Below are 21,124 nucleotides of genomic sequence, written 5' to 3'. Positions count from 1 at the left end.
AGCATGACCACACGTCTACTGTGTCCGCGCGACCTCTTACCGCGGCGCGACGGCCGCGAGTACCCCCCGCGCAGCCGTCCCGTCCGGCCAGGTCCACCCGGCGACAAGGCGAACGGACGGCCTCTGAGCGGTCTCCGCCAACCCCAGGACACGGTTGACCTGAACGTCAAACCCGTCGTCAGGCCCAGTTCCGTGCACGGTGACGGTCGGATCAGGGGTGTCGTTCTTGCTCTGGTGCTGCGGCATCGCCTCGCCGCGCAGGAGCGCGCGCAACTGCGCCATCACCACCGGGTCATGGACGCCATCGTAGATCCACCGGGTACCGAGCACCCCGTGCTCAGACGTGCCGATCAACGCCTCGCCGGGGACGCCCTCCAGCGCCGCACCGCGGTAGCCCATCGGCAGCAGATACGCCACCGGCTCCTGCGCGGTGGCGTCCACCACGACCATGAACTCGATCCCGACCGCGCCCTCCGGATCGTCCAGACGGAACCCACCGGCCTTGACCAGTTCCGGCGCTTCTGCGTCGCCCACGTACCAGCTCTGCTTCGGCAGCCAGCCGGTGAGCAGCTCCAGCTTGGTAGGCGTCATTGTGGTGCGATGGATGGTGGCCATGCGAGCTCCCTCACGCGTAGGTCTGAGCCCGTCCTCCAACGGGATGTGATCGAACCTATAGGACACGGCCGTGTTTCCCGAGCGGCAGCGAGTGGCCGCGCAGACCTCCCCGTCGTCGTCCTTGTGGCCTTTGACAGCCACGTTCCCGACCTGTAGGAACTCTGGTTCTCCGACCCCGTCCCCGCCATATCACGGAGGCAGATCAGAGTGCGGGCCGTGCGGGCCATGTTCCAGCCTGGCCTGCCCCCGGCCGGAGCGCCGGCTGCCGAGCGCTGCCAGAGGCCGTCACCCCTCGGCAGCCCACCCCGGGACCGTCGGCAGCACCTTCTCGGCTACGCGAAGCAGCACCGTGTCGTCCGGCACCCCGCCGTCCGCGCGCCACAGGACCACCTCGAAGGAGCCGCCGCTGTCCTCTGCATCCCGGGCCACGGTGAGGGCGCGGGCCGGGACGCCGGGACCGCTGTCGGTGTCGCTCCCGTCGAGGCGGAAGCTGATGCTGATAGTGCGGTCCGAGTAGAAGACCGCCGGGCGGCCCAGAACTGTCCGCTGCCGCGCGCCGCCCCCCAGTAGGGCGGCGGACCCGGTCACGGAAAAGCGGTCGTACGTGGCCGACAGCGTCACGGTGTAGGTCCCGAACTCGACCCGGGCCGAGGAAGTGGCGATCTCCTTGCCGCCGGCAAGCTTGACGGAGCCACCACTGCCGCCGGCGGTCTTCGCGGTCTCCCCCGGCGTGCCCAACAGTTCAGCGAGGTCGGGACGGTTCAGCGCCTCGCACAGTTGCGCCCCGGAGACGCGCCGAGGCACCTTCCCGAGCTCCCCCGACGCCTTCTCGGGCTCCCCACCCGAGCACCTGGCGGGCGGCAGGTCAGCGTTCGAGGACGAAGTCTCCCCCAGCGTCCACAGACCGACACCGAGCACCGCTACCAGCGCCACGGCCGCAACGGCCTGCCCCCACGCGCCCGCGCCCTTCGTGGGCGCGTCAATATCGTCGGCCGTATCCCCCACCCGACTGCCCCGGGACCTTAACCCGTGATCATCAGGCGGACAAGGAAGTGCCTCTGAGCTGCAACGAATAGGACGTGCTGAGGGTCCTGTACGTGGTAGCGGAAGAGGCACTTCCCAGGTGAAGAACAGTTACGGGTCGTGTCCGCGTGTGCGCGTTGCGGGCGGCGGTCGTGGGGTGGTCATCAACTGCTTGGCGTTGTTCAGTCGGAAGCTACGGATGGGGCTTCTCGGTGTGGTCGGTCAAGGCAGGATCTCGACGTACCCGTCGGTTCCGTGCACGCGGATCCGCTGCCCGTCCCGGATCAGCCGGGTGGCCTGCTCCACGCCCACGACGGCCGGCAAGCCGTACTCCCGGGCGATCACTGCGCCATGGGTCATCAGGCCGCCCACCTCCGTCACCAGGCCCGCGATTCCGACGAACAGCGGCGACCAGCTGGGGTCCGTGAAGGTCGTGACCAGGATGTCGCCCGCTTCGAGATCGGCCTCCGCCATGTCAAGGATGACGCGGGCCCTTCCCTCGATGGTCCCGGCGGAAACCGGTAGGCCGATCAGGGCGCCGGCCGGCACGTCGTCGCGCCGGTACGCCCCGGTGACGGCCTCACCATCCGATGTGAGCACCCGGGGCGGTGTGAGCGCGTGGTACGACCGGAACGCGTCCTTGCGCTGCTGGATGAGCTCGTCATCCACCTGGTTCGAGCGCACGACGTCGTGGAGTTCCTGGAACGTGAGGTAGAAGATGTCCTCCTTCTCAGGAAGTACGTCAGCCTGCATGAGGCGCTCGGCCTCCTCCAGCAGGGCCTGCTTGTAGACGAAGTAGCGGCTGATGATGCCGTACTTCGGGTACTCCCGGTACCCGATGAAGGTTCTGACCCGGTCGATCATCCGCTTGGCCTCGTCGGCTTTCTGGTCCCCGTCCGGCAGGGCCCGCAAGCGTGACAGCACGTCCTGTTCCTTCTTCTGCGCCTTCTGCCACCCTTGCTCGAAGCGCCGCTCGGCGGCGCCCGGCTCGAAGATCCTTACGTTGTCGAGGATCACGGGCACGAGCGTGGAGGGGCACTCGCGCCAACGTGGCCTCGTGATGTCGATCTCGCCGACGCAGCGCATGCCGTACCGGTCGAGGTACGCCTCGATGGCGTCGCGCGCTTCGGTCCCGCCCGCGAGCTTCGCCAGCTCGTCCAGGAAGCCCTCGTCCTCGACGCCCTGCAGGAACGCAACCACCTCCGGCTGCGGGCGGATCACGTCCGCGACGTCGAGCAGCGCCAGTCCCATCTCCGACGTGACGTTGTCAGGGGCGGACAGCGTGAGCGTGTCGGCCGCGTTCTTCTCGCCCAGCCACTCCTGCAACTTGTCGTTGAGCCACCACGTGGCCTCCATGCCCGCCATGATCGCCTGCATGCTCAGCGGATCACTGAGAACCCGCTTGTGCTCCTCGAAGGCCTCCAGCAGGAAGTCGAACAGCGCCGGTCCGGTCTTTGTCCGGATGTCGCGCTCCAGGGCGGCTATGGACACCTGGCTGCGCTCGATCAGCTCGGTGACGATGGCCGGATCGGTCTCGATCGGGGCGGACGCACCGCCGGCGGGCGGCCCGCCGGGACCCGCGTCCGGGAGCGACGGGACGAAATCGTCGCGGTCGAGGACGGTCTCCAGAGCGTCCCTGATCAGAGGATCGCCTTTCCCCATGACGTCCAGGAGGCCGGCGCGGCTCGCGGGCGAGGCCAGGCGCCGGGTGACATCGACGAACAGCCTCCCGCCGGCCTCGTGCATCGGCACCATGGCCGTCAGCTGCCACACGGAGAGCCCCAGGGGCTTCATGGGGTCGGTCATCATCTGCCCATGACCAACGGAGACGTAGACGTGATTCTCCTGGTCGCCGGTCTCGGGAATGGGGAACAGCGTCGTGATCGACCGGCTCTGAACGATCTGGAAGCCATCGGCCAGGCACCATTCGATGTCCTGCGGGCGGCCGAAGTGCGCTTCGATCCGCCGCCCGAGCTGCACCAGCCGCACGACCTGCGCATCCGTCAGCGCCGGCTGCTCCTGCCGCTGCGAGTCGATCGCCACTTCCTGCGTACCGCCAGTCGGCAGGGCGTGAACGGCACGTTGTTTGGCGGCGATCGCCTTGGCGACGACTTCACCGTGTCGCACCTTGAAGACGTCCGGGTTCACCAGGCCGGAGACAAGGGCCTCGCCGAGGCCGAAGCCGGCGTCCACGGTGGCGATCCTCCGGTTGCCCGTGACCGGGTCGGCCGTGAACAGGATGCCGGCCGCATGCGGGAAGACCATCTGCTGCACGACCACGGCCATGTGGACCGTACGGTGGTCGATGCCGTTCCGCTGGCGGTAGGTCACGGCCCGCTGGGTGAACAACGAGGCCCAGCACCGGCTGACGTGCTGGAGGATCGCCGCCGGCCCCACGACGTTCAAATATGTGTCCTGCTGGCCGGCGAAGGAGGCCGTCGGCAGGTCCTCTGCCGTCGCGCTGGAGCGGACGGCGTAGGCGGCTTGCTCGCCGAGCTGGGCGAGCGCGCGGGTGATCGCCGCCGCGACATCGCCCGGGATGACAATCCCTTCGATGGTCCGGCGAATCTGCGCGCTGAGCGTGCGGATCGTCTCCCGGTCGTCCGGGTTCAGGCGCGACAGCTGATCGAGCCGGTCGTCGATCGACGGCGCTTCCGCCATGATCCGCCGGAAGGCGTCCGTCGTCACGCAGAAGCCGGCCGGCACGCCAATGCCTTCGATCCGCGACAGCGCGCCCAGGTGAGCGCCCTTGCCGCCGACGACCGCGACCTGCGTCTCGTCAACCTCTTGAAGATCCCACACGTACTGCTCGATCATCGCGATACCTCCGAGGCAGTCGTGTCCCGTTGCACTGCACTGGCCGATCGATTCACCGGCGCCTCCAGCTCTGTCGAACCTCTTGTCAGGCACGTCGTCGTTTCTGGCTGCCCTCCCTCAGAAGAGTCGGCCGACCGCTCATCCCAGTCGCGCGGCGCGTACACCCGCACCACCGCCCCGAGCGCTCGCGACCGCACTGCCGGTCCCACCACTGATTCGACGTCACCGCGTCCCCCATACGTCGACAACACACGCACGTCGTGCCCCCCCCTTTCCGCAGGTTGTGGCCTCGGCCGACGATTTTGCGCCACCACCCGGGTCTTGCCGCAAGCCCCCCAGTGCGCTATAGGTTAAGAGTGGCAGGGAGAGAGATCTCTCTGCCTTTGCCTTTTGCCGTCCGCTGGAACTGACAAGCCCCTCACGAAGTGGCGGCGCGCCGCGTACGGCAGTACGCGTCGTTGGCCCAGGCGGATGTCCCATCGGCCTACGGATGCAGCCGCGGAACCAAAAGTTCTGTCCCGTGTCGGCAAGGCCCGAACGCCGTCGAGCGCATCGCCATCTCCCAGGTCGTCGCGCCACGCGAGTGCTGGCCGAGCTGCCAAACGGAGCTTCAAATCAGCCGGCACCCAGGCGAACGGCCCCACCGGCCGTCTCCCGCCTCATCGATATTTTGGCCCCGGCTGGCCCGAAGGCTCTGAACGCGATCCGGTCAGCACGGGCCGAAGTGCATGAGCACGTCTGGAAGTTGGCCGCAGTCTCGTCGCCGGACACCGCAGGGCAGGTGATCGTGGATTGGGACGGTACTGACGGCCTGCAGCTCACCGCGTTCGCCACCAACACGACCGACGTCCCCATCGCCGCACTCGAACTGCGGCACCGCCAGCGCGCACGCGCCGAGGACCGCAGCACCAAGCGATGTGCGACATAGAGACGACAAAGGCGACGCCGCACAGGCGAAAGGGGTTTGCCGACTTGGATGTCGCGTGGGTAGCGTCGCCATCTATGCCCCCGACTCTGCGCACCGAGCGACTACTCCTGGAGCCATACATCTCCGAGGACGAAGAGGGCTTCGTCGCTCTGTTCCAGGACACCAGAGTGTCGAAGTGGATGGGTGACGGCACTGCTTGCGAAGCAGCAGACCGGGCCCTGTTCGGGCGCATCTTCACGAAGGTCTATGCCCAGGACCTGTTCGATGTCTGGGCAGTTCGTCGCAACGGGCTCCTGGTCGGGCATGCCGAGATCAAGCCGAACGACGTCGTCGGAGGCCACGAGATCATTTACGCTCTGGCGCCGACGGCATGGGGGGCCGGCCTGGGGACCGAGTTGGCCGAGGCGATCTTCGCCTATGGCTTCGACGCCCTCGGACTGACCAGGGTGTACGCCACTGTGGACCCAGCGAACGTGGCCTCACTGACCCTGCTGGACGGAATCGGTTTCGAGCAAGTCCAGGACATAAAAGAGGATGACGGCAGCACCACCCGAGTGTTGGCCCGCCGTCTGACTGAAACCGCGTTTGAGATCTCGCATTGTGACTGAGCGCTTCAGTTGGCCCGTGAGCGATCGGGTTGGCCCGACCGAGCGTCCGAGTTGGCCTGCGGCGGCTGGCCCTCCCAAAGGGTCAACGGATGTTCAACCGACTTGAGGTCAGGGTGTTGCCACCGGGGTCCCGGTGGGCTGCCCAGTTGCAGTTGTGGATCGACGGCGAGGATGTGGTGGCAGAGGCGGTCGGCGAGGGAGGCCGTGGCCCGTTTGCGGAAGAGACTCTGCCCGCCAACGGTCGCAGCCGGCTGTGGGCGACCGGAGTGCGGCGACGCGTCGTGTTGGGGGAGCCCGCGTGCACGGGCGGATGTTGCGGCTTCCTCGCTGTGTTCGTGCAGCGGCAGGGGTGCATAGTGGAGTGGTCCGACTGGCAGGTGCCCGGCAGCAAAGCGCGGCCCCGGACATTTCACTTCGACGCCGATCAGTACGACGTCGAAGTGGCCCGAGCCTCGTCAGATTGGGCGTCCACGCAGTGATGATGCCGACCGGATCTCACCGGATCGACTACTGAGCGCTTCAATTGGCAAGCGGGCCAACTGAAGCGCTCAGTCACACGCATTTACGAGAGAATCGCCTGGTGACTGTATCTATCGACCGTAGTCGGTCCCTCGAGGAGCTTGAACGTGATCGCTGGCAGGTGCCCCCACCCGACGCCACCTATCTCATTGCGACGGCGCATGCTCTGCGGAGCCGGCCGGTCGGGACTCTGACCGTTGAGGACCTGCGCCTGCTGATCGGGCAGGACATTGGGCTGCCGGTGCTTCTTCCGCTCGCGATGGAGGTGCTTCGTGACAACCCTCTGGCCGAAGGCCACATGTACGAGGGCGACCTGCTGCGCGCGGTCCTGACCAGGAATTCAACTGTCTGGAGTGCTCATCCGGAGCTTGCAAGGCAACTGACCTTCATCGTCGGCGGCCTCTCCGACCTCTCGCCAGACCTGCGGAGCAAGGTCGAGCGGTTCGTAGGCGCCGTCCAGAATTCCTGACGCGTTGCAGGTGCCTGTCGTTTACTCCGGGCCTGTCCACCGAAGACGCCGTGGTCCTGGCCGTTTGGCTGGGCAACCTCGGGTGAGCCGGCGGACCATGATGCCGATCATCGCCCACCGGATCATGGTCTCGGAGCGGGCGGGATCGGTCTCGTAGTCACGGGCAAGCCGCCGGTGCGCGGTCATCCAGGCGAACGTCAGCTCAACGGCCCAGCGCTTGGGCTGGACCTGAAAGCCTCGCTGGTCAGGCACTTTTCGGATGATCTCCAGGTCGCGGCCGAGGATCGAAGCGCTCCAATCGACCAGCCTTCCGGAGAAGCCCTGGTCCGCCCAGACCTTCTGGATGCTCGGAGGATCGGGGCGGGTCCAAAGCAGCGCGCGTTTCGCGCCGTCCCGGTCCTGGATGCTCGCGGCAACAACGTGTACCGCCAGCAGGAGGCCGAGCGTGTCGGTGACGATGAACCGCTTGCGGCCTTTGACCTTCTTGCCTGCGTCAAACCCTCTGGTGGAAACGGGGACGGTGTCGGCCGTGCGCACGGACTGCGAGTCGATCAGCCCGCGCTAGGTTCGACGCTGCGGCCGTCGGCCACTCGGACCTGGTCGCGCAGCGCGTCGTGCAGCCGCTCCACGGTCCCGACATCGTGCCACCACGTGAAGTACCAGTACACGGTCGGCCAGGGCGCAAAGTCCTTCGGCAGCTGACGCCAGGCACACCCGGTCCGCACAACATAGAAAGAAGAGCGTCGCCTCCATGCTACGGCCAGCCAGCAGGCCGCGTGAGTGCCGAGTGGCCGGCATGCGTCATTCGGCTTCGCAACGCCAGCCGGCTCGGCCGCGACGTCGGGCCGGAGTGTCGGCGCGGTGTCGCGTTGGCCTCAGGAATGGCGCTCTGGGCGCGGCGCAAGTGCAACTGCTCAAGGCCGGAAGACACACCGGGCTACGTGCGCGCCCGGGTGCGTCATCACAGTTAGCCCCATCCGTGGCACGGAACGAGTCCGGTCAAGACCTTGGGGCGCAACTACCTCCGAGGCCTCCCCTATGCCAAGCGGCAGGGGTAACCGCGGCGGGGTATCTCATCCCTCCTGCTCGTCACGTGGGTACTGGGGCCTGGCCTGCTCCATATGGCTCTGCTGATCATTCCTGACTGAGGTGGTTCAACCAGCGCTGGAGCCGACGGGAACACAGCCGATTGGAGGACTGATCACCCCTCCAGCACAGCATCACATTGAGCACAGACCAGCCGGGCGTACTCCGCTGTGTACCACGAGGAACCGGGATCCGTGGGCCTACTGGGAGATGACTCCATGGCGAAGGTGTCCTTACCGCAGAGGGTGCGCGGCCCTGGGGTCGTGGTGGACCCAGGGGCTGCGGGCGCCGCGTGCACGCAGCGGACGGGCCGCCCCTCAACCAGTGATGCACCGGTGAAGGATCGCGCTGCACTTGGCTGATCGAGTTCATACATCACGAAGATCTCGCTCATGTCCCGACGGTAGGCCGATACAGCGGATCATGCAGTGGAGACGTGACCGTGATGTTGAAGCTGGCGACCCGGTCATGAACGGTAAGCACACGGTTTGACGTCGTAGCGGCGGGGTGTCCGCGTCGGGGCTTACGCTGACCGCATGATCATCGGTGGACACGTCATCATTTACAGCCGTGACGCGGAAGCGGACCGGGCCTTCTTCCGGGATGTGTTGGAGTATCCGCATGTCGATGTGGGAGGCGGCTGGCTGATCTTCAAGCTTCCGCCGACCGAGATCGCCGTGCATCCCACGGACGGTCCGGAGACGCAGGAGCTCTACCTGATGTGCGACGACATCAGCGCAACGGTGAAGAACCTGGCCGCGAAGGGAGTGGAGTTCACCCAGGCAGTCACCGATGCGCGCTGGGGGCGGCTGACCAGGTTCCGCCTGCCGGGCGGCGGCGAGGTGGGCATGTACGAGCCCCGCCACGAGCGAGCTACCGATCTCTGAAGCATCCCAGCACCGGGGATTCGTGGAAGTTTGGATCACCGACGGCGGATTGGTCACCGGATCGCCCATCCGATCAGAGCCGCCAAGACCTGTCCCATAACTGCTGGTCACAGGCATGATGATCTTGGTGTGTCCGGTGTGATCACGGCCTCGGAGCCGTCCCGGGCAGCCCTGTACACCGCGCTGTGCCCGAGGGCTGCGAGCAATTGTCAAAGCCTGTGGATGGCCGCTCCCCGGGTCCGGTGATCAGAATTGGGTCGCCCATGGGCGGTGAGTCGCCGTAGCGTCCGCCTATGGATTGGAGCGCCTGGCACAACCAGTACGAGGTGGCCGACTCGTGGATGGCACGACGGTTGCAGACGGTTCAAGCGCAGGTTCGCGCTGCCCTGTCTGATGCCCCGGCTGGCGGGTTGAAGGTGATCAGCCTCTGTGCTGGGGAAGGCCGCGACCTTCTGGATGTTCTGGTCGGGCACCCTCGCCGCAACGACGTGCGGGCAAGGCTCGTCGAACTGGACCCGCGAAACACTGCGGCCGCTATGGAAAGGGCTGACCGGGCAGGCTTGCGGCAGGTTGAGGTGGTGACCGGCGACGCCTCCCTCATCGATCATTACGAGGACACGGCCCCTGCGGATCTCGTCCTCGTCTGCGGCGTTTTCGGCAACATCACCGACGCCGATATCGAGCACACCATCGCGGCCTGTAGCCAGCTGTGCAAGACCGGCGGCGCCGTCATCTGGACCCGACACCGCGCCGCGCCCGACCGGGTCCCGCTGATCTGCGAATGGTTCGAAGCGCACGACTTCGAACCGGGGTGGCTGTCGGCACCGGACGCCGGCTTCGGGGTCGGTATGCACCGGTTCGTCGGCACGCCTCAGCCCCTACGCCGCGGCACCCGCCTGTTCGAGTTCATCGGCTACGACGTGCTCCGCCTGACCGCGGCAGAGGAATCCCTCGGCCACAACGACCCCACGCCGCACGACCAACGCAGGCTGTAGCCGGGTGGGGCGTGCTCAGCCCGGCGGTCCTGGGCGGACTCAACGAGCTTGAGCACCATCGCGAGACCGTCGCCCGCGACGCGGACCGCGAGGTCGCCTACCGCCGGGCCTGGCGATGCGTCAGGTTCAGGCCCACCGTTCGGTCCGGGTCACAGCGACGCCGAACCGAACGGTTATTGAAGGGACGGGAGCCATGGGCATCTACGTCGGGGTCAGAGGCTGGCTTCAGTGCGACGCACCGCAGTTGGCCCAGGTCAGAGAGATCGTCCGTTCCGACACCGACCGCACATACAGCGGAGCCTGGAGTTTCCCGGAACAGCATTACAACTGGACCCACTACGTCTTCTACGGCGCAGACATCCGCGAGAGCGGCGTGGACGCGCTGCTGGAACAACTACAGGTCATAGCGAGGATCCCGCCCTCCGACGAGGACAACGACCTGGTCACCGGTCTCTTCTTGGCCAGCCACGAAACCGCAGGCATGAACGAGTGGCAGATCCGTGAAGGCGGCATTCACATCGCCCGCGCCAGCGACGATTATCGATATCTCGACCAGTAGGACATGCCCACCTCGCAACCCTGCGGTTCAAAAGCTGGCTCGCCACGAACTGAGGCCGGAGCTGCTGGGCTCCGGCCTCAGCCATTTCCACCCGGCCAGGTGCCGGCGTACTCGCAAGAGGGCACAGCCGGGGCGGATGGATGTGCCCACTCCGGTGTACCGCACAGCGCAGAACCTTTTCGGAAGAAGCCCGACCGGTGCATGGGCCCGCCCTACGGCAATTCCCGTGAACGGGGGTGCGCCGGGGAGTCGGGCGTGGTGCTCAGGGGCAGGAGCTGGGGGCGTTTTGCGGTGCGGCCGTCGCCGGAGGACTGGCCGCGCAGACGGCGTGCGAGCCAGGGGCCGAGGAATGCGGCCGCCCAGCGCAGTTCGGCTGCTGCGGCTTGCCAGCCGGCAGGGACCGCCTGTGGAGGCAGCGGGAGCGTCCATGCGTCGCCGCTTCCGGGCAGGTGAATGGCGTGGGCGACGGCTGCGGCGATCCGCTCGTGGCCCAGGGGGCTCGCGTGGAGTCGGTCAGCGCTCCACAGCCGTGGGTCGGTGGTGACGGCGTGCCCGGCGGTTTCGGCGACCGTGACCCCGTGCCGGGCGGCCGCAGCGCGGATGCGGGCGTTGAGGTCGAACACGCGGGACCTGACTGGCCGGGCAAGTGGCGCGATCTTCCCGACATCGGGGAAGGTGAGAGTCACTACATGGGTCCCGGTGTCTGTGAGCGCGGTGAACACTTCTTCCAGATGCCCGGCCACCTCCGCGGCGTTGAACCGGGGCCGGAGCAGGTCGTTGACTCCGGCAACGACGGTGGCCAGGTCGGGGCGCAGAGCCAGGGCAGGCCCCAGCTGTTCGGCCCGGACCTGGCCGGCGACACGTCCTCGTACGGCCAGATTGGCGTACTTGAGAGAGGGGTTGACGGCCGCGAGGTGCTCGGCGAGTCGATCGGCCCAGCCCCGTAGGCCGACGGTGTCGTCGCCGTCGCCGAGTCCTTCGGTCTGGCTGTCGCCCAGAGCGACGTAGCGCAGGTATTCACCGTTGTTCATGGGTCGTCAGCCTTTCCCGCAGTACGGTTGAGATCCGCAGGCACCAGTCCCGGTTGCCCTGTTCAAAGGCCAGGCCGCGCAGGCAGGTCAGGTACGGCCCGATCCGCTCGCCTCGACGTAGGAACTCTTCCTCGTCCGCATCGCCGCGCATCTGCCGCAGCAGCTTGCCGAAGAGCTCGATTCTGGCCTCGGCTGCGGACGCTCGCTCTTCGAGCTGCTCGATCACCGGCGCGGTACCGATGCGGTCGGCGGCCTGGACCTTGACGAGCAGGTCGTCGCGGATGAACGAGGGCTTCGATACGGATGCGGCAAATTTTTCAAGCTCGGCGAGACCGGCGTCGGTGACCCGGAACAGACGTTTGTTGGGCCGGGTTTCCTGGACCACCTGCCGACCTGCGACCAGCCCATCCTTCTCCAGCTTGGTCAGCTCGGCGTACAGCTGCTGAGGCAGGGCGTACCAGAAGTTCGCGACGCCGACGTCGAACGCCTTGGCCAGTTGGTATCCGCTGCATTCGCCGTCCAGCAGCGCCGCCAGTACGGCATGTCGCAAGGCCATCGAAGCTACCCCTTCCCTTTCCTCGTCCGCCACTGCATCATACTCAAGAAAGTGACTAGTCAGATTCTTGAGTATCAGGAGGGGTCATGGAGACTGCTGAACGCTTCCGCACCATCGTGGAGAAGCGCGATCTCGCAGCGCTGGAGGACCTGTTCACCGAGGACATCCGCCTCTACAGCCCGGTGAAGTTCACCCCCTTCGAGGGCAAGCCCATGGTGCTGGGGCTCTTCGGCGTGCTCCTGCGCATCTTCGAGGACTTCCGCTACATCGGACACTTCGAGGGCGCGGCCGAAACCAGCACCGACGGCGAAGAGGCTCCATCGGCGATCCTCCTGTTCCGGGCCACCGTGCACGGCAAGCAGATCCACGGCATCGACCTGCTCCAGTTCGACGAGACGGGCCGGATCAAGGAGTTCACCGTGATGGTCCGGCCACAGTCCGCAGTGAACGCCCTGGGCGAGGCGGTACTTGCCGGCCTGGTCGCCAACGGCCTAATCCCCCAGTCCGACGGCCGCTGAAGGGTCGCATGCGGGGGACAGCCGCCCCCGGGACTTGGCGCAAAGCGAAGCCTCACCGCCACTCCAGTGCGAAGACCCTTGTGGTCGAGGTCGTCGTCGACCTTCCAGCGACGTCGGCGATAGGAGCGGCCAGCCGTCGGTGCGGACTGACAAATGCGTGACGCGACAGAAGCGCTCGGCTGCCTCGGTCACGCACAGCGCATCGGCAACCAGTCGCGCGCCGAAGCCGGGCGGGCTGAAAGCAAAGGCAGGATGCTCCGGATTCACTGGCGGTGGCGGGTGTCATGAGCTCGGGCGACGCACCCGGGCCTACGCAGGGACCGCTGCCGATGCCTGATGCCGCACGTTTCCTTCCGGGCTGCTTGGTCCACGGGGTGAGCCGGCCCTGGCCGCTTGAGCGCGGCATCCGAGAGGTGAGGTGGCCACAGCTGCCTCCCGCTCTCGCTCAAGCCGGTGGGCGGCGGTTCTGTCGGCGGAGCCAACACGCGTCAGGGCGGCCCCGCGCTCGCCCGCGTTCGTTTCCGTGCACGAGGTACTGCAACTCCAGGAGAGCCAAGTCGCGCATGCGCCGCTCGGGGACAGGTCGATCACACCCCGGCCGTCCAGCAGGCCAAGCACCCTTTCGAAGGACACAGGAACCCGTTCCCGTTGGTGATCGTAGGTGGATTGTCGATCCCGGCTTGCCGCAGTCGGCGGATTCGGTCCGGACAGCGCCCCCCTTGTGGCCCGGACACCGACCGCCTCGAGCACACCGGACCGTTCCGGCTCTCCTCCGGCGCCGGGCGCGTCGAGGAAGACGCAGTGGAGCCGGGCCCATAGGCGTGCCCGGCTCCACTGGGTGAAACGGCGGTGGACGGCGGGCCGGCATGGGCCGAATACCGGCGGGATTGCCGTCATGTGCGGCCCAGGGGGGCCACGAAGACACGACGTGACCCCTTGCCCACCGGCGCAGTGGCGTCGGCTCCCGAGGGAGCATCGGCCCGTCCGAACGGCAACGCATTCCCGGCCAGGCCATAGCGGGCGGACCCCGCAACTACCCTTTCGCACCGGACCTGCCGGACCCATTTCAGCGCTTGAAGGCGTCCTTCGCCTTCTCCTTCGCCTGACGAATGTCACCCTTAGCCTTTTCGGCGCGACCCTTGGTCGTCAAACCCTCGTTGCCTACCGCGCGGCCGGCGGTCTCCTCCACCTTGCCCTTGGCCTGTTCCACCTTGGCCTTGGCCTTCTCATCCTTGGCCACGACACTCACATCCCGCTTCTCACTCGATGTACAACTTCCACCTCAACCGTAAATGGCTCTGTAAGCGCGATCTACCGACCGGTCGGACCGAAACGGGATTATGTGAAGTCTGGATGAGATTGAACGTCCTCAGGAATGGCCAGCGGGCACGGATTTACCGGCGGGTTCCCGGTCTTCGGCCACGAGTTCCACCGCGATGCTCTTCTGGGGCTCCCGCTACTGATCGGCGCGCTTGCCAACCGCGACTGAGTCGCGTGGCAACACGCCCGGTGTCGACGAGGAGCGCCATGATCAGATCTTCACCCGGGCCGCCGAGGCGACCGACGTGCAAGTGGGAACATCGCCCAGCCGGCACAGAGCCACGTCATCGTGGGCGGTCTGCACCGACCCGGCCGCCGCGCACGTGCCTCCAACCAGCGGGGACTGGCCGATTGGCGAGAGCACCCCGCTTCAGGTGGCGGGCTCCGATCGCTGCTGGATTCCGTGGAGACAATGGTCGGTGCTGCTGCCGTTCACGGTTCGCCGCCACACCTCCGCCGGATCGGCGGCTCCCTATGAGTCCACGCTCTCCCGAGCAACCATGCAGGAGACGGACCGTCACATTGTGGTTCAGGCCACCTGATCCCATGTCGCATATCGGGATCATTTCTCCCGGTCTTCATCGTCGGTCTCGTCCTCCCACTCGTCTTCCTCCACGTCCTCTCCTTCGTCCTCAGCATCGCCGTCTTCCGCGGTTTCGTACTCGCCATCATTCTCCGAGTCCTCGGCTTGTGCTGCTTCTTCCTCTTCCAGGGCTTCTTCGTGTGACGTGACGACTTCACCGTCTCGGATCTCTCCGCGCCAGCCTTCCGGCTCCTCTTCGGTGAGACTGACGTACCGCTGGAAGTGCTTGAAGTCCAGCCGAACCCGGCGGCCCTGGGCCCGCCAAATATTTCCGGTCTTTTCGAAGAACCCGGAAGGGTAGTACTCCATGACCAGGACGATCCGCGTCAGCGTCGGCGCCAGTTCATGGAAACTTACGGCACCCTTGGTCGTCCCCTTGGCGCCTTCGGAGGTCCAGACGATCCGGTCGTCCGGAATCTGCTCCTGAACAGTCGCTTTGAAGCTGCGGGAAGAGGGGCCGACCTTGACCTTCCAGTCGCTGCCCATCTCGTCGCTCATCGAGACGCTGCGAACGCCCTTCGTAAAGCTGCTGAACTCGTCGTACTGGGTCCAGTAGTCGTAGGCCGTGCGAAGGGGCACGCCGACATCGAGGACCTCAATGATGTTCATGCTCTTGCTACTGCCGGACTTGCCCTTACCGCCGCCGAACGCCTCCTTGACCTTGCCCACGACGCTGTCCTTGACGCCTTTGGCCTTCTCGGACAAGAACGCCTTCACGGGGGATTCGCCCTCGAGGACGCGCGAGCCGATTTTGAGCAGTGACCCGCTGTCGGCGGCATCGGTGAGCTGCCCCGTGACGTCCGTGAGCTTGTCGCTGGCTTTCTCCGCGAGCCGTCCTACCTGTGCTTCCACGAAACCCGATAGCGCCTCACCCAGTCCGCCCGCCCCCGACCCCTGCGTCTCTCGCTCCTTCGTCTCCTTCCCAGCCATGGCGGGCTACCTCCGTCGATCGGCGCGCTTGGATGTCCTCTTCGTCGGCCGCCCTGAGGACGCCGCCCTCTTTGCAGGAGCCTGCTTCTTGGGGGCAGACTTCTTCGCTGGGGCTGCCTTCTTCGCGGCCGGCTTCGTCGCAGAGGACTTCTTCTTCCGGGATGGCTCCTTCGCCGCCGCCTCCGAAGAGCTCCGGTCAGAGGGGGCCCTCTCTCGCCTTGACGCGGTGCCCCTCTCGGGCCGAGCCGGCTTCCGGGAGCTTCTCCGGCGCTGCGGGCGTTTGGGTTCAGGCTCCTCCTCTTCCTCCTCCTCTTCCTCCTCCGGTTCCTCTTCCTCTTCCTCTTCCTCTTCTGGTTCCTCCTCCGGTTCCTCCTGCTCCTCTTCGTACTCCTCCTCCGGCTCAGCTTCTTCCTTCTTGCCGAGGCTGGCCGTGCGGTCACGGAGCGTGTCCGAGAGCGTCCCCATTCCGCGAGTCGCAGCAGCTGTCACTGCCTTGCGGCCGGCCTCGAGGAACTCCCCCTTCAGCTGGTCCTGCAGTTCAGCCACCTGCGGGATCTCCCCCAGCCTGCGCATTCCCTCCGTAGCGAGCTGGCGCGGATCAAGACCGAGCCGTTTGCCCGCCAGATAAGTCGCCAGGCTCAGCGCGAGCTTGCCTTTCTTCGTGCGTCCCAGCACGTATCCGCCGACAAGGGCCGCGGCGAGAGTCGCCTTGGTCTGATCGTCCATGCGCACGTCACCTTCAAAGTTCCCGCGGGACCCGCCTGTGCCGCGCAAACTGCAGTTCTGTGGCTGTCAGTGGTCTCTGCCCTAACGGCGGCCTCTGCCGATCTGGGGAGCGCAACGAAGGGGGAACCTAGTCCTGCTCACTTCGGGCGGGGCCGGCGCGCCCTCTACAGCCCGGCGAATCCGGCAACGTCGGCCGGTCGCCTCGGCACGAGAGCCATCACTCAATGCCGGTCCTGTACTCACAAGTCTCGCCCGTTTCGTGTCAGTCGCATCTTGGAAAGCTCTGCCTCCTGCTGCGGGGGCGGGCCGCTGTGGCATCCGCGGTTGCGGGTCACTGGCGTCAGCGCCGACCACTGCAATGGACCCAGTGTGTGGCAGATACTTGATGTGCCGTGACGCGGGCGCGGCCGTCGTGTCCTTGTACTGCGAGGCGGGTTCTGCCGGTATTCCAGCAGGTCCGTGAGAAGGGCCCGAGAGCCTGCCTGGCGCAGGAAGGTTGTGCAGGTGACGTCGTCTGCCGGGGTCGGTTCACAGCCCGCCTCCCCCGCCCCGGAGGTGGGACTGGATGATGCCACGTTGGTGGTTCGCGCCCGTGACGGCGACATGCGCGCCTTCGAGGTGCTGGTGCGCCGTTATCAGGGGCCGATGTACCGCTTGGCACTGCATATGCTCGCCAGCCGTGGCGACGCCGAGGACGTGGTGCAAGAGGTATTCCTGACCGCTTGGCGGCGGCTGGGGCAGTTGCGGGACGACGCAGCGTTCGTGGGCTGGCTCTACCGGACGACGAGCAACCGGTGCCTGAACATCATCCGGGCACGTAGACCTGTTGCGGAGGCTGACCTGGACAGTCGCGAATCCGCCGAGGCGGCTGGATCACCGGAGCGGGCAGCACAGGTGAGCGAGCAGCTGATCGCGCTCGCCGCCGCTTTGAAGCGGCTGACGCCCGAGCAGCGGGCATGCTGGCTGTTGCGGGAGGTTCACGGTCGCTCCTATGAGGAGATCGCCGGGGTTATGGGCACGACCCGTACGGCGGTGCGTGGACGCATAGCGCGCGCTCGAGTGCAGTTGGCGGAGGCGATGGCTCCATGGAAATGAGCGACACTCAGGGATATGTGCTGCCTTGCGGCCGCGATATGGAGGCGGTGTGGGAGCGGCTCGATCCGGCCGGCACCGGCCTGGGTAACAGCCATGATCTCACCTGCGAGCACTGCACTGCGGCTCGGCAGAGTCTGGTGATCCTGCAAGAGGTGACCGGCAAACTCGCCTCGGAAGAGATCGGACCTCCGCTGGGCTTGACCGGACGGATCATGTCTGCGGTGCGCGCAGAGGTCCGCCGTCACCACATGCTCGCGCTGCCCGGCGCGGAGCCGGGCGGAGTCCAGATCAGCGAACAAGCGGTCGCTGCGGTGCTGCGATTCGCCGCCGATTCCGTCGACGGTGTGCGCGCACGGCGCTGCCGGATCTCCGTCACGGACAGAGAGGGCGCGGTGGAGGTGGAGATGAGCCTCGCGGTGGCCTACCGCAGGTTTTCCGCCGACGCCGTCGACGAGGTGCGCGAGCGGGTCCGGGCAGCCGCTGCAGCACGGGTCGGGATAGCCCTGGTGCGTCTGGACCTGACCGTGGAAGACCTGTACGACGAATGAAACCCCGGGATCCGGCAGCAGACTGTTGAGAGAGGCTGAAGCACATGGACACGGTGTTCCCTATGGCAACGACCGTGCCGGACGACGAGGCAGAGGCTCCCCGTGCCCAGTGGGTGATCACCGAGCCCGTGATCGCCGCAATTGCCGCCCGAGCCGCTGTCGGTGTCCCTGGTGTTGTGCGGCTCGAACCCGGCCTGACCGGGCTGGCTTCCCGGGTGACGCGTTCGGTACGCCAGAAGATCAACGGCCTTGCCCCGGCCCCGACCGAGGGTGTGAGAATCACGGTCGACCACTCAGCCGTGCCATCGAGCCTGCGCGCGTCCATCGACATGGTCGCCTCCGGGTATGACCAGGCTGGGGCCGTGGGGCGGGCGGTTCAGCGCGAGGTCACGCGTGCCGTCGCCGATGCCACGGGTCTCGCTCCGCCGGCCGTCGCGGTGTCGATCATGGACATAGACTTGTATGGGACCGGTGCGTGGTGACTTCGAGATCAGAGCTGGCACGCTCAATTCTGGCCGTCCTGGGCGGGATCCCCGGTCTGCGTCCGGCGACCCCCGCCACCACCCACGTCGGCTCACGCGTGCCGTGGAACCTCGACACCATGGCCGTCGGCATCGACGACGAACTGATCGAGATCCGCGTCGTCGCCCTTGCCCTCCCCCTTCCTCCGATCCTGCGCGAGGCAGAGGCCGCCCTGCACGCAGCGCTGAAGGAGACCCGGTGGAAGAACGCTCGGCTGCGCCTTGTCGTCTCCGACATCGATGCCGCCGCCCTCACCCCTCTCGATCACGCGAGTGACGCGGATGCCTGAAGTGCCATGACGTTCTCCCCTGGCACGGGTCGTTCAGGTGTGGCGAGCGCGAAGCCGCCTCGTCCAGAGCCAGGAATCCGAGGAGAGCACCATGACGAACCCGGCCACCACCAATACTGCCTTGCCCGCCACTTTTGCCGCAGGCGACGCGGACAAGAGTGCCACCAGTGCACCGGAATCTTCCCCTGCGCAAGCCTCCGGGCAGGGCTCCACCACCATCGCCGATGTCGTCGTCCAAAAGATCGCCGGTCTCGCGGCCCGCGAGGTGCCCGGTGTGTATGAGCTGGGTGGCGGAGCTGCACGGGCGTTCGGCGCAGTCAAGGGGCGTATCCCCGGAGCCTCCGCCAGCGCCGGACAGGGCGTCTCCGTCGAGGTCGGTCAGAAGCAGGCGGCCGTGGACCTGCAGATCCTGGTCGAGTACGGAGTGTCGATACCCGAGTTGGCCAAGGACGTCCGCAACAACGTCATCGACTCCGTCGAGCAGATGACCGGCCTGGAAGTCGTCGAGGTCAACATTAATGTCAATGACGTGCACATCGCCGCTGACGACAGTGACGGCGACGACCAGGACACCGGCGACCGCGTCCAGTAGCCGCTGCCAGGCCCCCGGCACCGCGCACGCCGTACGACGTCACCAGTGAGCACGGGGGCCTTACCACAGGCTCCATGCAGTACAACGGCCCATCTGTGCGTACTCGCACACCCCGGCTCAATGCCGCATGGCCACCGTCAGGGCAACGTACGGCACCAAGGAGAATTGACATGACGTCCACTCAGATGGGCCTCCTGACAGGGCTCGTCCTCGGCCTCACCGCCGCGTTCGGCGGTTTCGAAGCCTTCCTCATCGTCCTCGTTCTCGGGACGGTGGGGCTGCTGGTAGGGCGATACCTCGACGGCAAGCTCGACCTCGCCCAACTCACCGGCCGTGACAGGGACGACTTCCATGGACACCGCGATCACCACGTCAGCTGAAGGAGAGTCCGGCGCGGCGCAGCGAGGCTGCACAACGATCTCCGACCGCGCTGTGGAACGCATCGCCGCCCGGGTGTTGACCGAAGTCGAGAACATCGGCGGAACGCCCGGCCGGGTGCTCGGTATAGCGGTCCCAGGGGAACACGCCGAAGACTCGGCCCGGGTTGCCGCGAAGGTCAGTGGCGACTCAGTTGCGGCGCTCGATGTTCGCCTGTCCGTCGCCTATCCAAAATCCGTCGCTCACACCACCGAAGACGCCCGCGCACGCTTGGTACGCCGCGTTGCGGACCTCACCGGTCTGACCGTCAGCCGTGTCGACATCACCGTCACTGCACTACACGCTCCCGACTCACCGACCAGGAGAGTCCAATGAAATGCCGGCCCCGCCGCACCATCCCGGCCACTCTCAGCGCGCTGGTCCTGCTCGCAGCCTGTGTGCTGATCGCCGTCGTCGCCATTCAGCTGATCACCGGTCAGAGCCCGCTCATCAGCTTCCGCTCCGTCACCGACACCCTGCACAGCACCCACTGGAGCGACGCCAGCACCCTCATCGCCGGCGGCACATTCGCCCTGCTCGGGCTACTCCTGCTGCTCGCGGCACTCCTGCCGGGGAAACCGACCGTTCTGCCGCTGGCCGGTGACATGGACGCCGGCATCACCAGGCGTAGCCTGCGCGACGCCTTGCAGAACACAGCCGCGAATGTCGACGGGGTCAGTAGAGCGAAGCTGAAACTGGGCCGCCGCACGATCGTCGCCCGCATCCGCACCCACCGAACCAACACCGCGGGGCTCACCGATGCCGTGCGCGCCGCCCTGGATCAGCGCCTCGACGAGGTCACCCCGCTCACTCGTCCGGCCATGAAGATCCAGCTCCGTGCCACCAGGAACACATCATGACCAGCCTCAACCGCCCAGCCCGCCTCAACCGCACCCTCCTCGCCGTCATCGGCGTCCTCCTGCTCGCCTCAAGCTCCTTCGCCCTGGCGGCTCACTTCGGCCAACTCACCTTCCTGGATTCGGACGCCACACTCACTCCCGCCACCGCCGAGCCGCCCACCTGGGCACTCTGGATTGCTGCCGCCACCGCCATCGTTCTGGGGCTGCTCATCCTGCGCTGGATCGTCGCCCAAGTCACCCGACGCCCCAAAACCCGCACCTGGCACCTCGAGCAGAACCCCGAGCGGGGCAGCACCGAACTGGCTGCGAACACTGCCACCGCTCCCTTCCTCAGTGAAGTCACCACCTACCCCGGCGTCCACCACGCCCGCGCCACGCTCGCCGGAACCCGCCAAAACCCCACCCTCGCAATGGTGATCAGCACCGAGCAGGGCGGTGATCTCACCACCATCAACCATCACCTCAACACCCACGGGCTGCCCCGGCTCCGTCAGGCGCTCGACCTCGACACCCTCCCCTTCACCGTCGAGTATCGCTTCACCACCCACGCCGGCACCCGCGCACACTAGACCGTTGTGGGCGTACGTAGATGCCTGCGGGGCTCCCCGTGAGCAGCAGGGGAATGAAGGGG

General features: G+C 66.6%; 25 protein-coding genes and 1 pseudogene. 16 read left to right on the top strand and 10 right to left on the bottom strand.

The window, feature by feature from the left end:
- Positions 1–36 precede the first annotated feature (36 nt).
- The 3 genes from OHA03_RS44345 to rph all read right to left on the bottom strand — a co-directional run bounded on the left by OHA03_RS44345 (position 37) and on the right by rph (position 4,455).
- Positions 37–615 (bottom strand): 1,4-alpha-glucan branching protein, encoded by a 579-nt coding sequence (locus OHA03_RS44345; protein ID WP_267009558.1) that lies wholly within the window; start codon positions 613–615, stop codon positions 37–39.
- A gap of 285 nt (positions 616–900) precedes the next feature.
- Positions 901–1,620 carry a DUF6215 domain-containing protein gene (locus tag OHA03_RS44340; RefSeq protein WP_267009557.1) on the bottom strand — a complete coding sequence of 240 codons (720 nt, stop codon included), beginning with the start codon at positions 1,618–1,620 and terminating at the stop codon, positions 901–903.
- Between the two features lie 240 nt (positions 1,621–1,860).
- Positions 1,861–4,455, bottom strand: a complete 2,595-nt coding sequence (gene rph, locus OHA03_RS44335) for a rifamycin-inactivating phosphotransferase (protein ID WP_267009556.1) — start codon at positions 4,453–4,455, stop codon at positions 1,861–1,863.
- 643 nt (positions 4,456–5,098) lie between these two features.
- On the opposite strand from rph, the pseudogene OHA03_RS44330 reads away from it, so the two are divergent.
- The 3 genes and pseudogenes from OHA03_RS44330 to OHA03_RS44320 all read left to right on the top strand — a co-directional run.
- Positions 5,099–5,257, top strand: a pseudogene (locus tag OHA03_RS44330) (IS1380 family transposase); the annotation flags it as partial.
- A 200-nt stretch (positions 5,258–5,457) separates the two neighbouring features.
- On the top strand, positions 5,458–5,991 hold the full coding sequence (locus OHA03_RS44325; protein ID WP_267009555.1) for a GNAT family N-acetyltransferase: 534 nt from the start codon (positions 5,458–5,460) through the stop codon (positions 5,989–5,991).
- 580 nt (positions 5,992–6,571) lie between these two features.
- Complete coding sequence (locus OHA03_RS44320; RefSeq protein ID WP_267009554.1) at positions 6,572–6,979, top strand: contact-dependent growth inhibition system immunity protein; 408 nt, start codon at positions 6,572–6,574, stop codon at positions 6,977–6,979.
- Between the two features lie 21 nt (positions 6,980–7,000).
- On the opposite strand, the gene OHA03_RS44315 is transcribed toward OHA03_RS44320, so the two are convergent.
- Both OHA03_RS44315 and OHA03_RS48195 read right to left on the bottom strand, forming a co-directional pair.
- Positions 7,001–7,516, bottom strand: a complete 516-nt coding sequence (locus OHA03_RS44315) for a transposase (RefSeq protein WP_267009553.1) — start codon at positions 7,514–7,516, stop codon at positions 7,001–7,003.
- A 14-nt stretch (positions 7,517–7,530) separates the two neighbouring features.
- Complete coding sequence (locus OHA03_RS48195; protein WP_354006175.1) at positions 7,531–7,704, bottom strand: transposase; 174 nt, start codon at positions 7,702–7,704, stop codon at positions 7,531–7,533.
- A gap of 897 nt (positions 7,705–8,601) precedes the next feature.
- Here OHA03_RS48195 and OHA03_RS44310 point away from each other — a divergent pair.
- The 3 genes from OHA03_RS44310 to OHA03_RS44300 all read left to right on the top strand — a co-directional run bounded on the left by OHA03_RS44310 (position 8,602) and on the right by OHA03_RS44300 (position 10,506).
- Positions 8,602–8,952 carry a VOC family protein gene (locus OHA03_RS44310; RefSeq protein ID WP_267009552.1) on the top strand — a complete coding sequence of 117 codons (351 nt, stop codon included), beginning with the start codon at positions 8,602–8,604 and terminating at the stop codon, positions 8,950–8,952.
- Positions 8,953–9,245: 293 nt separating this feature from the next.
- Positions 9,246–9,947 (top strand): class I SAM-dependent methyltransferase, encoded by a 702-nt coding sequence (locus OHA03_RS44305; protein WP_267009551.1) that lies wholly within the window; start codon positions 9,246–9,248, stop codon positions 9,945–9,947.
- Between the two features lie 193 nt (positions 9,948–10,140).
- Positions 10,141–10,506 carry a hypothetical protein gene (locus OHA03_RS44300; protein WP_267009550.1) on the top strand — a complete coding sequence of 122 codons (366 nt, stop codon included), beginning with the start codon at positions 10,141–10,143 and terminating at the stop codon, positions 10,504–10,506.
- A 212-nt stretch (positions 10,507–10,718) separates the two neighbouring features.
- On the opposite strand, the gene OHA03_RS44295 is transcribed toward OHA03_RS44300, so the two are convergent.
- Both OHA03_RS44295 and OHA03_RS44290 read right to left on the bottom strand, forming a co-directional pair.
- On the bottom strand, positions 10,719–11,537 hold the full coding sequence (locus OHA03_RS44295) for an SGNH/GDSL hydrolase family protein (protein ID WP_267009549.1): 819 nt from the start codon (positions 11,535–11,537) through the stop codon (positions 10,719–10,721).
- Entirely contained in the window at positions 11,524–12,093 is a 570-nt protein-coding gene (locus OHA03_RS44290) for a PadR family transcriptional regulator (protein WP_267009687.1), read from the bottom strand. The genes OHA03_RS44295 and OHA03_RS44290 overlap by 14 nt, the downstream gene beginning before the upstream one ends.
- 86 nt (positions 12,094–12,179) lie before the next feature.
- Here OHA03_RS44290 and OHA03_RS44285 point away from each other — a divergent pair, with 86 nt between their 5' ends.
- Positions 12,180–12,611: a nuclear transport factor 2 family protein gene (locus OHA03_RS44285; RefSeq protein ID WP_267009548.1), complete on the top strand. Its 432-nt coding sequence runs from the start codon at positions 12,180–12,182 to the stop codon at positions 12,609–12,611.
- A 1,066-nt stretch (positions 12,612–13,677) separates the two neighbouring features.
- Here the strand turns inward: OHA03_RS44285 and OHA03_RS44280 are convergent.
- The 3 genes from OHA03_RS44280 to OHA03_RS44270 form a co-directional block, all read right to left on the bottom strand.
- Positions 13,678–13,851: a CsbD family protein gene (locus OHA03_RS44280; protein WP_267009547.1), complete on the bottom strand. Its 174-nt coding sequence runs from the start codon at positions 13,849–13,851 to the stop codon at positions 13,678–13,680.
- Positions 13,852–14,493: 642 nt separating this feature from the next.
- Complete coding sequence (locus OHA03_RS44275) at positions 14,494–15,444, bottom strand: SRPBCC family protein (protein ID WP_267009546.1); 951 nt, start codon at positions 15,442–15,444, stop codon at positions 14,494–14,496.
- Between the two features lie 6 nt (positions 15,445–15,450).
- Positions 15,451–16,170, bottom strand: coding sequence for a histone protein (locus OHA03_RS44270; protein WP_267009545.1), 720 nt, complete (start codon positions 16,168–16,170; stop codon positions 15,451–15,453).
- Positions 16,171–16,674: 504 nt separating this feature from the next.
- Here OHA03_RS44270 and OHA03_RS44265 point away from each other — a divergent pair.
- From OHA03_RS44265 to OHA03_RS44225, 9 genes are all read left to right on the top strand, one after another.
- Positions 16,675–17,265 carry an RNA polymerase sigma factor gene (locus OHA03_RS44265; RefSeq protein WP_267009544.1) on the top strand — a complete coding sequence of 197 codons (591 nt, stop codon included), beginning with the start codon at positions 16,675–16,677 and terminating at the stop codon, positions 17,263–17,265.
- A gap of 38 nt (positions 17,266–17,303) precedes the next feature.
- Entirely contained in the window at positions 17,304–17,813 is a 510-nt protein-coding gene (locus OHA03_RS44260; protein ID WP_323181392.1) for an Asp23/Gls24 family envelope stress response protein, read from the top strand.
- Positions 17,814–17,875: 62 nt separating this feature from the next.
- On the top strand, positions 17,876–18,295 hold the full coding sequence (locus OHA03_RS44255) for an Asp23/Gls24 family envelope stress response protein (protein WP_267009542.1): 420 nt from the start codon (positions 17,876–17,878) through the stop codon (positions 18,293–18,295).
- The gene (locus tag OHA03_RS44250; protein WP_267009541.1) at positions 18,292–18,624 is read left to right on the top strand and encodes a hypothetical protein; all 333 of its coding nucleotides are present in this window, start codon (positions 18,292–18,294) and stop codon (positions 18,622–18,624) included. Before OHA03_RS44255 ends, OHA03_RS44250 begins: the two co-directional genes overlap by 4 nt.
- Before the next feature lie 91 nt (positions 18,625–18,715).
- Positions 18,716–19,216 carry an Asp23/Gls24 family envelope stress response protein gene (locus OHA03_RS44245; protein ID WP_267009540.1) on the top strand — a complete coding sequence of 167 codons (501 nt, stop codon included), beginning with the start codon at positions 18,716–18,718 and terminating at the stop codon, positions 19,214–19,216.
- Positions 19,217–19,386: 170 nt separating this feature from the next.
- Entirely contained in the window at positions 19,387–19,596 is a 210-nt protein-coding gene (locus OHA03_RS44240) for a hypothetical protein (RefSeq protein WP_267009539.1), read from the top strand.
- Complete coding sequence (locus tag OHA03_RS44235) at positions 19,568–19,969, top strand: Asp23/Gls24 family envelope stress response protein (protein WP_267009538.1); 402 nt, start codon at positions 19,568–19,570, stop codon at positions 19,967–19,969. The genes OHA03_RS44240 and OHA03_RS44235 overlap by 29 nt, the downstream gene beginning before the upstream one ends.
- Positions 19,966–20,493 (top strand): DUF6286 domain-containing protein, encoded by a 528-nt coding sequence (locus OHA03_RS44230; RefSeq protein ID WP_267009537.1) that lies wholly within the window; start codon positions 19,966–19,968, stop codon positions 20,491–20,493. Before OHA03_RS44235 ends, OHA03_RS44230 begins: the two co-directional genes overlap by 4 nt.
- Entirely contained in the window at positions 20,490–21,062 is a 573-nt protein-coding gene (locus tag OHA03_RS44225; RefSeq protein WP_267009536.1) for a hypothetical protein, read from the top strand. Before OHA03_RS44230 ends, OHA03_RS44225 begins: the two co-directional genes overlap by 4 nt.
- Positions 21,063–21,124: the final 62 nt, after the last annotated feature.

The organism is Streptomyces sp. NBC_00154 (assembly GCF_026342835.1).
Taxonomy (GTDB): Bacteria; Actinomycetota; Actinomycetes; order Streptomycetales; family Streptomycetaceae; genus Streptomyces.
Note: the sequence above shows the minus strand (reverse complement) of the source record. Positions and strands in the feature narration are given on the sequence as shown.